Annotated in this window: 15 protein-coding genes; 6 read left to right on the top strand and 9 right to left on the bottom strand. The window is 68.4% G+C overall.

Features of this window, described 5'->3' with window-relative positions:
- Positions 1-159: 159 nt before the first annotated feature.
- Entirely contained in the window at positions 160-1,128 is a 969-nt protein-coding gene (locus NOCYR_RS13640) for a hypothetical protein (RefSeq protein ID WP_048833333.1), read from the top strand.
- Here the strand turns inward: NOCYR_RS13640 and NOCYR_RS13645 are convergent, their stop codons facing one another.
- Both NOCYR_RS13645 and NOCYR_RS13650 read right to left on the bottom strand, forming a co-directional pair.
- Positions 1,129-1,596: a YybH family protein gene (locus NOCYR_RS13645; protein ID WP_014350965.1), complete on the bottom strand. Its 468-nt coding sequence runs from the start codon at positions 1,594-1,596 to the stop codon at positions 1,129-1,131.
- 10 nt (positions 1,597-1,606) lie between these two features.
- The gene (locus NOCYR_RS13650) at positions 1,607-2,191 is read right to left on the bottom strand and encodes an NADPH-dependent FMN reductase (protein ID WP_014350966.1); all 585 of its coding nucleotides are present in this window, start codon (positions 2,189-2,191) and stop codon (positions 1,607-1,609) included.
- Between the two features lie 127 nt (positions 2,192-2,318).
- On the opposite strand from NOCYR_RS13650, the gene sigJ reads away from it, so the two are divergent.
- Positions 2,319-3,209 (top strand): RNA polymerase sigma factor SigJ, encoded by an 891-nt coding sequence (sigJ, locus tag NOCYR_RS13655; protein ID WP_014350967.1) that lies wholly within the window; start codon positions 2,319-2,321, stop codon positions 3,207-3,209.
- Between the two features lie 126 nt (positions 3,210-3,335).
- Here sigJ and NOCYR_RS13660 read toward each other — a convergent pair whose 3' ends face one another.
- Positions 3,336-3,602: a hypothetical protein gene (locus NOCYR_RS13660; protein WP_048833334.1), complete on the bottom strand. Its 267-nt coding sequence runs from the start codon at positions 3,600-3,602 to the stop codon at positions 3,336-3,338.
- A 389-nt stretch (positions 3,603-3,991) separates the two neighbouring features.
- Here NOCYR_RS13660 and NOCYR_RS13665 point away from each other — a divergent pair, with 389 nt between their 5' ends.
- The 4 genes from NOCYR_RS13665 to NOCYR_RS13680 all read left to right on the top strand — a co-directional run bounded on the left by NOCYR_RS13665 (position 3,992) and on the right by NOCYR_RS13680 (position 7,975).
- A complete protein-coding gene (locus tag NOCYR_RS13665; protein ID WP_014350969.1) occupies positions 3,992-4,651 on the top strand; it encodes an HdeD family acid-resistance protein in 660 nt (219 codons plus the stop codon).
- A gap of 50 nt (positions 4,652-4,701) precedes the next feature.
- A complete protein-coding gene (locus tag NOCYR_RS13670; RefSeq protein WP_014350970.1) occupies positions 4,702-6,180 on the top strand; it encodes a S8 family serine peptidase in 1,479 nt (492 codons plus the stop codon).
- 109 nt (positions 6,181-6,289) lie between these two features.
- A complete protein-coding gene (locus NOCYR_RS13675) occupies positions 6,290-6,835 on the top strand; it encodes a hypothetical protein (RefSeq protein ID WP_014350971.1) in 546 nt (181 codons plus the stop codon).
- A gap of 99 nt (positions 6,836-6,934) precedes the next feature.
- On the top strand, positions 6,935-7,975 hold the full coding sequence (locus NOCYR_RS13680) for an NAD(P)-dependent alcohol dehydrogenase (protein WP_014350972.1): 1,041 nt from the start codon (positions 6,935-6,937) through the stop codon (positions 7,973-7,975).
- A 57-nt stretch (positions 7,976-8,032) separates the two neighbouring features.
- Here NOCYR_RS13680 and katG read toward each other — a convergent pair whose 3' ends face one another.
- The 6 genes from katG to NOCYR_RS13710 all read right to left on the bottom strand — a co-directional run bounded on the left by katG (position 8,033) and on the right by NOCYR_RS13710 (position 13,010).
- Positions 8,033-10,258, bottom strand: coding sequence for a catalase/peroxidase HPI (gene katG / locus NOCYR_RS13685; RefSeq protein ID WP_048833335.1), 2,226 nt, complete (start codon positions 10,256-10,258; stop codon positions 8,033-8,035).
- Between the two features lie 36 nt (positions 10,259-10,294).
- On the bottom strand, positions 10,295-10,735 hold the full coding sequence (locus NOCYR_RS13690) for a Fur family transcriptional regulator (protein WP_014350974.1): 441 nt from the start codon (positions 10,733-10,735) through the stop codon (positions 10,295-10,297).
- Positions 10,736-11,318: 583 nt separating this feature from the next.
- The gene (locus tag NOCYR_RS13695; protein WP_014350975.1) at positions 11,319-11,750 is read right to left on the bottom strand and encodes a hypothetical protein; all 432 of its coding nucleotides are present in this window, start codon (positions 11,748-11,750) and stop codon (positions 11,319-11,321) included.
- Positions 11,751-11,887: 137 nt separating this feature from the next.
- The gene (locus NOCYR_RS13700) at positions 11,888-12,127 is read right to left on the bottom strand and encodes a hypothetical protein (protein WP_014350976.1); all 240 of its coding nucleotides are present in this window, start codon (positions 12,125-12,127) and stop codon (positions 11,888-11,890) included.
- On the bottom strand, positions 12,124-12,780 hold the full coding sequence (locus NOCYR_RS13705) for an RNA polymerase sigma factor (protein WP_014350977.1): 657 nt from the start codon (positions 12,778-12,780) through the stop codon (positions 12,124-12,126). The genes NOCYR_RS13700 and NOCYR_RS13705 overlap by 4 nt, the downstream gene beginning before the upstream one ends.
- Positions 12,777-13,010 carry a hypothetical protein gene (locus NOCYR_RS13710; RefSeq protein ID WP_048833336.1) on the bottom strand — a complete coding sequence of 78 codons (234 nt, stop codon included), beginning with the start codon at positions 13,008-13,010 and terminating at the stop codon, positions 12,777-12,779. Before NOCYR_RS13710 ends, NOCYR_RS13705 begins: the two co-directional genes overlap by 4 nt.
- Between the last annotated feature and the right edge of the window lie 58 nt (positions 13,011-13,068).

The raw sequence follows: 13,068 nt of genomic DNA on the forward strand, positions 1-13,068 counted from the left end.
GTATGCAACTACCCGGGCTGTGCGCGACCGATCACCAAAGCCAATGGGCCGGGGAGGCCCTCGGAATACTGCGACCTTCCCGAGCACACGCGATGGCGGGCGTGGCGGGAACGTCAACGACAACAACAAGAATCGACCACACCGGGGGATAACGTCACTGTGACGGCGCCGGGTCCGGCGACGGCAGCGCGGGTGCGCGCGGATGAGCTGCTCGAACAGTTCCGTGGCCTGGCACAACAATTGGGCACCACCCTCAACGCCGCGGTCGCCGAACTCGCCACCCTGGCCGACCCCTCGGTTGCCGAGGCGCAGATCCAGCAGATCCAGGCCGACGCCGCCCGCCGTATCGCCGAAGCCGAAGTGGCCGCCGCCGACGCCGAACAGGCCCGCCGCCGCGCCGACGAGCAGCGAGCGCGCGCCGAAGAAGCCGCCGAGGACGCCGCCGCGGCAGCAGAAGCGGCCGAGGCACGCATCGCCGCCGCCGAAGCCGACGCGACCCGGGCGCGCACAGCCCGCGACGATGCGCTGCGTGAGGTCGAAGCCATAACCAAACAAGCCGCCGCCGACGTCTTCGCTGCCCGCAACGCCGCCGAGACCGAGATCCGCACGGCGCGCGCCGACGCCGCCACCGATATCGCCCGCGCCCGCGACCAGGCCGCCGAAGACATCGAACGCGTCCGCGCCGACGCCGCCGCCCAGGTCGAGCGGATCCGCCGCGAATCCGCGCAACAGGTCAGCGCCGCTGCCGCCGAACGCGACCTCGCCGTGCAGCGTGCCGCCGACGCCGAACGCGCCGTCGAACGCGCCGAACGCCTGGCCACCGAACGTGGCCAGGCCGTCGCCGAAGCCCGCGACGACCTCACCCAGCTGCGCACCGAACTCGACCACGCCCGAACCGAACTCGCCGACCTGCGCCGCAGCGCGGCCGCCGAGGCCGAAGCCCGCCGCGCGGAAACCGCCGCCGCCGTGGCCGAAGCACGCCGCGACGCCGCCGAACGCCTCGCCGCCCTCGACGAGACCCGCGCCCAGGTACTGGCCCGCGCCGAACGCGCCGAACGCCACCTCGACCAGCTGCTCGCCGAACGCCGCACCGCCCGGCCCGACGCCGACCCGCAACCGCGGCAGTGATCAGGGTTCGAGATCGACCACGCCGCGGCCACCGGCGATGTCGAGCGGCACCGAAACCTGGTCGTGCGCGATCAACCACACGCCGTCGACCCGGCGCATGCCGTAGCTGACCCGGACCCACATGCCATCGGTGGCGGCACCGTGGGTGAGCGTTCCGTGCAGCCGGGCGAAGGCGTGCCCGAAAGCCACCTCGTCGCCGATGGTGAATCGCAGTTCGCGCATCTCGTAGCGCACCGTGTCGAACACGGAGAACACGCGCTTCCAGTTGTCGAGTTTGGCCGCGATCCCGGCGTGTTGGAGTGGCGGTTCGATGTCGAAGGACACGACGTCGCGGGTGTAGCAGCGGGCGATGGTGTCGAGATCCTTGGCGTGCAACGCCTCGATCAGGGTGTCGATACGGCGGCGGATCTCCGCGTGCGCGGTTACGTCGCGATCGGTGGGGGCAGGGGAGACCTCCGATGAACTCATGGCCGGCTCCTCAGGCTTCGACGAGTGCGGTGTCGGCATGCGTGCGCAGCGGGGCGAGCGCGTTGCTCCAGGCCACCACTTGATCGAGAGTCTTGTCCAGGGCGGCGACCTGCTGCTCGCCTGGGGTGAAGGTGGTGTGGTCGGTGAAATCGGTGTGCAGCGAGAGCGCGACCTGATAGCCGACATCGGCCATGCCGAGGGTGCCGCAGACGGTGCGCAGCTGCACCACAGAACGCGCGCCGCCGCTCACGCCGTAGGAGACGAACCCGACCGCCTTGTTCGCCCATTCCGCGCACAGGTGGTCGATCGCGTTCTTCAGCACTCCGGGAACGCCGCCGTTGTATTCCGGGGTGACGATCACGAACCCGTCGAACGGCGCGACCCGCTCGGCCCAGGCGCGGGTGTGCTCGTGCGGCGAGGGCCCGAACAGCGGCGGGGCGGGCTCGTCGAGGTGCGGCAGCGGGTGCTCGCGCAGGTCGATGAGGTCGAATTCGGCGTCGTCGCGCCGGGATGCGGTGTCGAGCACCCACTGGGCGACCTGCGCGCCGTTGCGGTTGGGTCGGGTGCTGCCGAGGATGATGCCGATCGTGGTCATATGCGGGACTCCTGCGTCGGTGGACGGTGTCACCAGTTCCGACGACACAGCCCATTCCGATGTCAGCACCTGACATTCCGGTGCGCTGATTCGTCGAGTTCAATGACACCCGAACCGAAGGAGCATCATGGCCGACCCGCACCTGCCCGCGGTGATCAGCGAACGCCGGCAACTGATCAACCTCGCCTACCGGCTGCTCGGCTCGCTGGCCGAAGCCGAGGACGTGGTGCAGGAAACCTACACGCGCTGGTATGCCCTGACCGAATCGCAGCGGCAGGACATCGCCGCGCCAGGCGCGTGGTTGACCACGGTCGCCAGCCGCATCTGCCTGGATCTGCTCGGCTCGGCCCGCGCCCGCCGGGAACGGTATGTGGGCGAATGGCTTCCCGAGCCGGTCCCGGGACGCTCGGAATTCTTCGGTGCACCGGCCCCGGCCGATCCCGCCGACCGGGTCACCCTCGACGAGTCGATCAGCATGGCGTTCCTGGTGGTGCTCGATTCCATGACCCCGGCCGAACGGGTGGCGTTCGTGCTGCACGATGTGTTCCGGTATTCCTTCGCCGAGGTCGCCGAAATCGTCGGCCGCACCCCCGCGGCGTGCCGTCAACTCGCCTCCAGTGCCCGCCGCCGCGTCGACAGCTCACGACGTCCGTCGAGCACCGAACACGCCGAGGTGGTGCGCGATTTCCGGCGCGCCTGGGAGGCCGGCGATATCGAGGCGTTGATCGGGCTGCTCGACCCGCAGGCGATCGCCACCGCCGACAGCGGCGGCCGGGCCCTGGCTTTCCGCGAACCGATCGTCGGCGGCGAGCAGATCGCTCACCTCTGGACCGTGATCGCCGCCCGCAACCCGAACCTCACCCTGCTCGAACGCACCGTCAACGGACAACCCGGCCTGATCGCCGAAAGCGACGGCACCGTCGTCTCCGTCTACGCCTTCGACATCGCCGACGGCCGCATCACCCACATCTGGGCGATCCGCAACCCGGAAAAACTGCGGCCCTGGATCTCGAACTAGCTCATCCGGTGTGAGCGGCAGGCCGTGGAGGAAGCCGAGGATGTGCCCGGCCACGTCGCCGGCCTGCTCGACCGGCGGCAGACCGGGGTGGTCTTCGAGTCGGCGCGGACCAGTCGGTCGTCGGGGCTACCCTTGCTCGCCGCGGCAGCGAAAGCCTCCGTTGCGGCGATCGGCCGCGATCGCGCAACCGAACGCGGCGCCAATGGAACCACCGGCGAGTGCTCCCGCCAGCAAGCATCCACCGATGAGCGCGCCCAGGAACAACGGGTCGTCGCCGAAGGTCGCCGATAGCACCAAGGCGGGCGCCATGTAGTAGGCGGCGACAGGGGAGAGCAGGAGTGCGCCGACCAGGCCGCCGATGACGGCGCCGAGGGTCACGGGCGAAGCCTTCACTCCCACAGCGTAGCCCGCCGTGCCGACACAACAAGGACGTTCGGCCGCGCCGCCCCCGACAGGAAAAGCGCGGCGCGCATGTATCCGATTCGGCACCGAAACGGCTCGTCGGTCCCGGCCCAACCTCCGCACCGGCCTCCGCTGCTAGCCCGCTGACGGCCGACGACGGCATGCGACGGAGGGCGTAGATGCCCAGAGCGAGCATCAGCACCCCTTCGATGGTGTGCACGATGTTGCCGAAGGTGTCCACGGACATCATGTGCAGCACGGTGGCCGCCGACAATGCCCCTCGCAGCGACACCGGTGCGCCCTGAGCGCTGATCGTGTCCTGACCGGGCGATTGTGGCAATCGTTCGGCAAACGGCAGGGGTTGGCCATATCATGTCGCTATGCCCACCTACGAGGATTCGGGTCCGGTGTCGGTGTTGGGTCGCGGTGTGCGGCAGACGGTCCTGGTTGTCGGCATCTGCTCGGTGCTGCTCGGGGTCGCGATCATGATGTGGCCGGGCAAGACGGTGGCGACCCTGGCCACGCTGGCGGGGGTGTATCTGCTGCTGAACGCGGTGCTGCAACTGAGCATCGCCTTCGGCTCCCGGTTGGGTCGTTTTCCCCGCGTACTGATGTTTCTCGCGGGCGTGGTGTCGGCGGTTCTCGCCCTGCTGGCCTTCCGCAGCGGGGATTGGGTGCTGCTGGTGGCGATGTGGCTCGGCGTCGCATGGGCGGTGCGCGGAGTGGTGCATGCGATCGCCGCGGTCTGGGACGACGAGGACACCCCCGGACGTGGTGTGCAGGAGATGATCGGGCTCGCGACATTGATCGCCGGGATCGTCGTCGCGATCGTGCCGTTCGATTCCGCCGACATCCTGGCCGCCACCGCCGGTTGCTGCATGATCGCTCTGGGCATCACCGAAATCCTCACCGCCCGAAAGGCTCCCGCCGAACAACCGCCACAACCCGAGCCCACCCCACCCCGGCCCGCGCCGCCGCGGCCCACCGTCGACACCACCATCGTCATGCCACCCGGCAGCGGACACGCCCTAGGACGCTGAAACGCCGAAGCGCTGGCGGCGCGGCCATCCAGTCGGGTTGACTTGCTCGCATGGGATCACCAGATCAGCGTCGGAACTCGCTCGGCCCGACCGGCTTCCGGCCGCCCAGAACCCCGGCCGAACTCGTCGTCGTCACCCACGGCGCCACCACCGCCATCGACCGCGCCGCCCTACGCGAGAACGCCGCGGTCGAATCGCATCTGACGCAGCTGCTGCCGAGCGCGGCGCTGTCGCGAGTGTTCGGGCCCGCACGCAGACTCGAACACCGCCTGGCCGGCACCCCAGCCGAACCCGACGGCGCGCAACTGCTGAACTACTTCACCGTCACCGGCCTCGCCGAAGACCTGGAGTCCGAAGCCGACCGGCTGCGCGCCGACGACACCGTCGCCACCGCCTACGTGAAACCGCCCGCCGAACCACCACTGGCCCCGCCGCTGACCGGTGCCGTCGCCGACGTCGCCGCCCGCGCCCTCACCGAACCACCCGCCGTGACACCGGATTTCCTGGCCCGCCAGGGATACCTCGGTGCCGCACCCGACGGCGTCAACGCCCAGTGGGCCTGGACCCAGCCCGGTGGCCGCGGCACCGGAGTCCGCGTCATCGACATCGAAGGCGCCTGGCGGTTCACCCACGAAGACCTGCTCGACAACCAAGGCGGCGTCATCGGCGGCAGCCCGTCACCGGATCTGGGGTGGCGCAATCACGGCACCGCCGTCGCCGGACAGATCAGCGGCGACGTCAACGGATTCGGCATCACCGGCATCGCACCGGAAGCCGGCATCCGCGCGGTCTCGGTATTCGGCGGCGGCGGATCCGCTGCGGCGATCCGCTCGGCCGCCGACGCACTCAGCGCCGGCGACCTCCTGCTGATCGAATTGCACCGCCCCGGACCGCGATTCAACTACTCCGGACGCCCCGACCAGCGCGGCTACATCGCCATCGAATGGTGGCCCGACGACTGGGCCGCCATCCGCTACGCCGTCGGCCGCGGCGTGGTGGTCGTGGAAGCTGCCGGCAACGGCGGCGAAGACCTCGACGCCGCACTCTACGACCGCAAACCCGCCGAATTCCCGTCCACCTGGCGCAACCCGTTCCGCGGCGGAGCAGGCGACTCGGGGGCGATCGTGGTGGGCGCGGGCGCACCACCGCCGGGCACCCACGGCCGCGACCACGGTCCCGCACGTTCGCGACTGGACTTCTCCAACTACGGCTCCCGCCTCGACGCCCAAGGCTGGGGGCGTGAGGTCACCACCACCGGCTACGGCGACCTGCAAGGCGGCGACGACGAAGACCTCTGGTACTCCGACACCTTCAGCGGAACCTCGAGCGCCTCACCCATCGTCGTCGGCGCCATCGCCTGCTACCAGGGCATCCTCACCGCAGGCCCCGGCCGCAGCACCCCCGACCAGATCCGGACCCGGTTGCGCGGCACCGGAAGCGCGCAAACCGATGCACCCGGGCGGCCGGTGAGCCAGCGGATCGGGAACCTGCCCGATGTGCGCGCGATGCTCGGCAGCACAGACACCTGATTCGCTCGTGGGGGCCGGCCGGGCGCCCGGCCCCCACACACCACCCGCCGAACGCGCCACCCCGCCAGCATTACCCGCCTGATCAGGCCCGTTCCGATACCCTGCGCACATGGCGACCAGTGCAACCTTGCGGATCTCCCGCCTGCGCGCGCTCATCGAGCACCCCAACACCGGCGACGGCGAACGCGCCACCGCCCAACGCATGCTCGATCGCATCCTCACCAGAACCGGCACCGAACCCGTCGTCGGCGACCGCACCTACGGCAACCGCCACCACCGCGTCGGCCGCCACGCCGACCTGCACCGCATCGCCGACATGATCCGCGACGACATCGTCCTGGCCCGCGCCACCTTCGCACCCCGCCCCGCCCACCCCGGCGAACCCGCCCTGCGTGACCCCATCGGCGACGCCCCACCTCAGATCACCTACACCGTCGACACACCCCACCACGGCTGCATCGACATCACCATCGACAACGTCCCACCCGAATGGGGTTGGGTGCGCGAGGACGGCATCGACCTCATCAGCCCCGCCCTGCAAGCCCTCGCCGACGAACTCGCCGACCTCATGAACGGCTACAACCACGACGGCAGCGACATCGACAAACGCTTCTTCGGCCGCGTCCGCATCCCCGACCTCACCCTGGTCTGGTAACCACCGCAGGTTGCGCGGCCGCCGTGCGGCGATTCGCCCGACAGCCGGCACGCCCGCATGCGATCGTGGAGACAACCAGCATCGAACGGAGGACGTGCGATGAAGGCTCTCCAATACGCGACCGTCGGCGCCGAGCCCGAAGTTCGCGACATCCCCACACCCGAACCCGGGCCCGGGCAAGTCCTGCTGAAAATCACCGCCGCCGGCGTCTGCCATTCCGACGACTTCGTCATGTCACTACCCGCCGACGCCCTCACCTTCCCGCTGCCGCTCACCCTCGGCCACGAAGGCGCGGGCACTGTCGCCGCCCTCGGCGCCGGCGTCAGCGGGCTCGAACTGGGGGAGTCGGTCGTCGTCTACGGCCCCTGGGGCTGCGGCACCTGCCGGCAGTGCTCCCAAGGCGCCGAGAACTACTGCTCCCGCGCCGCCGAACTCGGCATCTACCCACCCGGCCTCGGCGCACCCGGCGCCATCGCCGAATACATGATCGTCGACTCCGCACGCCACCTGGTGCCCATCGGCGATCTCGACCCGGTCGCCACCGTGCCCCTCACCGACGCCGGCCTCACCCCGTACCACGCCATCAAACGATCACTACCGAAACTGGTCCCCGGCAGCTATGCGGTCGTCATCGGCAGCGGCGGCCTCGGCCACGTCGCCATCCAACTGCTGCGCCACCTCGCACCGGCCCGGGTCATCGCCCTCGACGTCAACGACGACAAACTCGCCTTCGCCCGATCCGTCGGCGCCCACGAAGCAGTCCTGTCCGACGCCGCGGCCGCCGACAACGTCCGCGCCATCACCGGGCCGGACGGGGCGAGCCTGGTCCTGGACTTCGTCGGCTACCAACCCACCGTCGACACCGCCATGGCCGTCGCCGGCGTCGGCGCCGACGTCACCATCGTCGGCCTCGGCGACGGGCAATCGGCCGCCCGCGTCGGCTTCGGCATCAGCCCCTACGAAGCCGCCGTCACCGCCCCCTACTGGGGCAGCCGAGCCGAACTGATCGAACTCATCGACCTCGCCCACGCCGGGGTCCTCGACATCGCCGTCGAACGCTTCACCCTCGACGACGCACCACAGGCCTACCGCCGACTCGCCGACGGAACCCTGCGCGGCCGCGCCGTCATCGTGCCCTGAACCGCCAGGGCGGGGGGAGTCGGCGACCGGCCCGAACGACCGGCCGCCGACCACCCATCACTTCACGTCGAAGCGATCGGCGTTCATCACCTTGTTCCACGCCGCCACGAAATCGGTGGCGAACTTCTCCTTCGCGTCATCGGTGGCATACACCTCCGCCAACGCCCGCAACTGCGAATTCGACCCAAACACCAGATCCACCCGGCTCGCGGTCCACTTCGGTGCACCCGTGACCCGGTCCTTACCGACATAGGTGCCGTCATCGGCGGCCGAGGCCTCCCACTTCGTGCCCATATCCAGCAGATTCACGAAGAAATCGTTGGTCAGCAGACCCGCCGCCGAACTCAGCACACCCAACTGCGACTGCTGATAGTTCGCGCCAAGCATGCGCAACCCGCCGACCAACACCGTCATCTCCGGCGCCGTCAAACCCAGCAGATTCGCCTTATCGATCAACAGATGCTCCGCCGAGAGCAGATTGCCCTTGCCGTAATAGTTGCGGAACCCATCAGCACTGGGCTCGAGCACCGCGAACGACTCGACATCGGTCTGCTCCTGGGTGGCATCGGTGCGCCCCGGCGTGAACGGCACCGTCACCGCAACCCCGGCGTTCTGGGCCGCCAACTCGATCGCCGCACCGCCACCCAGCACCACCAGATCGGCGAACGACACCTTCTTGTTGCCGCCCTGGGCGGCATTGAACGACTCCTGAATCCCTTCGAGCACGCGCACCACCTGCGCCAACTCATCGGGCTCGTTGACCTCCCAGCCACGCTGCGGCTGCAACCGGATCCGCCCGCCATTGGCACCACCACGCTTATCGGTGCCACGGAACGACGACGCCGCCGCCCACGCCGTCGACACCAACTGCGCCACCGACAGCCCCGACGACAAGATCTGCGACTTCAACGTCGCGATATCCTCGGCGTCGATCAACTCGTGATCGACCTCCGGCACCGGGTCCTGCCACAACTGCGGCTCCGGAACCCACGGACCCAGATACCGCGACACCGGACCCATATCGCGGTGCAGCAGCTTGTACCAGGCCTTGGCGAACTCCTCGGTCAGCTCCTCCGGATGCTCCAACCAGCGGCGCGTGATCTGCTCGTACACCGGATCCATCCGCAACGACAGATCCGTCGTCAACATCACCGGCGGATGCGACTTCGACGAATCATGAGCATCCGGCACCGCATCCGCGGACGCACCATCCTTCGGAATCCACTGCCACGCACCGGCCGGGCTCTTGGTCATCTCCCACTCATGGCCGTAGAGCGTCTCCAGGAAACTGTTGTCCCAGCGGGTCGGGGTCGGCGTCCACGTACCCTCCAGACCACTGGTGATCGCATCCGCGCCCACACCCGTGCCGAAGGTGCTCTTCCAGCCCAGACCCTGATCCTCGAGCGGCGCCGCCTCCGGCTCCGGACCCACATGCCCCTCCGCCGGACCCGCACCATGGGTCTTACCAAAGGTGTGACCACCCACGATCAGCGCCGCGGTCTCCACATCGTTCATCGCCATTCGGCCGAAGGTCTCGCGGATATCGCGCGCGGCCGCCACCGGATCCGGGACCCCGTTGGGGCCCTCGGGGTTCACATAGATCAGGCCCATCTGCACCGCCGCATACGGTTTGGCCAGCTGCCGGTCACCGCTGTAGCGCTCATCGCCGAGCCAGGTGTCCTCCGGACCCCAGAACACCTGATCCGGCTCCCAGATGTCCTCGCGGCCGAACGCGAAACCGAAGGTCGGCAAACCCATCGACTCCAACGCGCAGTTGCCGGCGAACACCAGCAGGTCCGCCCACGACAACTTGCGGCCGTACTTCTGCTTGATCGGCCACAGCAACCGCCGCGCCTTGTCCAGGCTGGCGTTGTCAGGCCAGCTGTTGAGGGGAGCGAACCGCTGCGCGCCCTCACCGCCGCCACCGCGGCCATCGGCGATCCGGTAGGTGCCGGCCGCATGCCAGCTCATCCGGATGAACAGCGGGCCGTAGTGGCCGAAATCGGCCGGCCACCAATCCTGCGAGGTCGTCATGACCTCGAAGACATCACGTTTGACCGCCTCCACATCCAATGACGCGAACTCGCGGGCGTAGTCGAAATCGGGGCCGAACGGATTCGACAACTCCGAATGCTGGTGCAGCACCTGCAGATCCACCTGATCCGGCCACCAGTCACGATTGGACCGCGGCCGGCTCGCCTTCGGGGTGGGCGAGGGGATTACCGGGTTCTCGCTCTCACTGACACTGGCAGTGTTCTCACTGGTAGGTGGCTTGTCAGACACGACGTTCCTTTCGAGGAGGGGTGAATCGGGCTGTGATCACCCGGGGGAGGGCATGGACTGCGACGAACATTCGGGGCACACACCCCAGTAGATGACCTCGGCTTCGTCGAGGACGAAACCGTTGTCGTCGGAAGCGGTCAGGCATGGCGCTTCGCCGACAGCGCACTCCACATCGGCGATCGCGCCGCAGCGACGGCACACGACATGATGATGGTTGTCACCGACCCGCGTCTCATACCGCGCGACCGACCCCATCGGCTGAATCCGGCGCACCAAACCCGCCGCCGTCAACGCGCGCAGCACGTCATAGACCGCCTGATGCGACACCGCGCCCAACGTCTGGCGCACCAACCCCAGAATCGAGTCGGTATCGGAATGCGGATGGTCGTGCACGGCCGACAGCACCGCCACTCGCGGCGCCGTCACACGCAGTGCAGCACCACGGAGCATGCGCTCGAAGTCCGAGGTGGTGGACACGTTCAGAAGTATTACTCATTCAAGTGGGTGCTGGGAGGGGTTTGCGAGACCGGGCGCGATTGAGGTCAGGGGACAGCCGAAACCGCCGATTAGTTGACATAATGTTGATTATCGGTAGAAATACGGCGCCGGTGGAAGTGGTGGGTTCTCGCTCCAGATGTGTGCAGAGTATGCCGCTGAGGGTCGGTGACCTCCGAAGTTCGCCGCCGAGAAGGTCATGGCCCGGCGCGGCGTCTGTAGCAGTCGCATGTTTGCAGTCGCTGTCATCGTGTTCATTCCTGACTTGCGCCAGCGTTATGTCAGGTCGAAGCTTTCGCGCGGTCCACCCGGATGTTCGTCGCTGAACTTGTCGGACGACGACGCGAGATCGAGCGCCCCTCGGCATGGTGTGCCGAGATGCGTGAGGTGCTCCCTGGGGCGGCTCGCGGTTACTGGGCAGTGGTGCTGATCGGTGGGTTGGGGCGCAATTCGGGCATGACCCGGTGTGGTCCGCTCCCCTGTCCAGTCGAAACCCCTTCCTCTATTCGTCACAGTGACGAATAGAGGAAGGGGTTTCCTCTGCGTTACTCGCGGCTGCCGGGGTTCACTGTCGGGTGGGCAGTCCGTTCGGGTACGCCCATGCCAGGCGGGTCAAAACCAAGGCCGCGGCCATGAGTCCGAAGTCGCGCAGGGCGATGTCGCCGTAGCCGCCGACGATCAGCAGGTTGATGATGATGCCGCCGAGCCAGGCCGCGACGAGCGGTGCGCCGAGGCGCGGGAGTACGAGGACGGCGATGCCGGCGACGATTTCGATGACGCCGACGATGTTCATCGCGGTGTGCGCGTCGCCGGGAACGATGTCGTTGACGAATCCGGCCAGATAGCGGGTCCAGTCGTCGGTGAGGACGTTGGCGAATTTGTCGAGGCCGAACAGGATGGGCAGGACACCGAAGCCGAGCCGCAAGGCCCAGAACGCTTGGTAACCGGGTTCGGCGAGGCCGGCGGTGTGCTGGGTGCTGGTGGCGTGCACAGTCATTCGTTTCTCCTACTAACAATGTGAGGGGCGCCGGCCCAGTGAGGTGCGCTCGCGATGCTGCCGAGCGGGACCGGTTCACACTGTTAGTGGCGGCAACCGGGCGAGTCTTACCCACGGGCAGCGAAGTTTTCGCGTCGCTACTGCCGTGGCTCGTGGCTCGCGTCGAGTAGCTCACGCAAGGTTGCGGCTTCTTCGGCGCAGGCGCCGCAACCGGCTAGGTGCACACGCATGGCGAGGTCGTCGTAGTGCGGGTCGGCGAGGCAATGTTCGACGTATTCGTCGATGCGGTCGAAGCATTCGTCACAGGACAGATAGGGGCTGGTGTCGGCCAGCAGCCCGGCGAGGATGTCGGCGCCGGGGGTGTGCGGATCGGTCATGAGATGCTCCGATCGGTGCGGGTTTCGAGATGTCCGCCGGCGATGAGGGCGGTGCGCAACCTGCGACGGGCGTCGTGCAGGGTTTTGTAGAGGGCGTTGCGGGTGCTGCCGAGCCGTTCGGCGAGCACGTCGATCGGGACCTGCTCGACGACCAGTGCCAGCAGGATGCGCCGCTGGTGCGGGGTGAGATCGCGGGCGATGGCGGCGGCTACCGCACAGCCGAGTTCGGTGGCGGCGAATACTGCCTCGGGGGTTGGCGATCGGTCCGCGACCGAGGTCAAGGCTTCGGGTAGCAGGATTTCGCGGTGCCGCCAGGCTTGCCGGCGGACGGCGACTCCGGCGTGGTGGACGCCGAATTTGTAGGCCCAGGTGGTGAATCGGCTGCGGCCCTGGAAGGTGGGCAGTTGCCGGAGGACGGCGATCACGGCGTCGTCGGCGCATTGCTGGGCGAGGTCTTCGAGTTCGCCGGCGCCCGCGCCGGGCAGCAGGTCGCGTAGCCGCCAGATCTGGTGGCGGGTGGCGCGCAGCAGGACCTCGCGCAGCCGGGCTGTCGCGTGGTGTCCGGCGGGGCCGTCGTCGGTCAGGTCCGCCAGCCATTGCTGGTCGGTGTGCGGGCGGGTGGCGTCGGCGGTGGTGGGGTTGACGGTGCTCACGGCGGGGTCTCGATTCCGGGCAGAGGCGCGAGGATGCGCACCGCCAGTTCGGGTGCGCATCCTCGGTCGACGAGCTGTGCGAGCGCGAGCAGGTCGAAGGCCGGATCGGATGCCACGGCTTCAGCCAACCACGGCGGGAATCCCGACGCCATCAGCCAGCGTCTGCGCCAGTCCCGGATGTCGGTCGTGGCGGGTGGTGGCTCGGTGTGTGGGCGCGTAGGAGTGACCATGCCCTATTGGTGTCGTTGGGTCGCCGTTTCTTACCCGCCGCCCGCCGCGCTGGTCGAT

It is taken from the genome of Nocardia cyriacigeorgica GUH-2 (assembly GCF_000284035.1).
Classification (GTDB): domain Bacteria; phylum Actinomycetota; class Actinomycetes; order Mycobacteriales; family Mycobacteriaceae; genus Nocardia; species Nocardia cyriacigeorgica_B.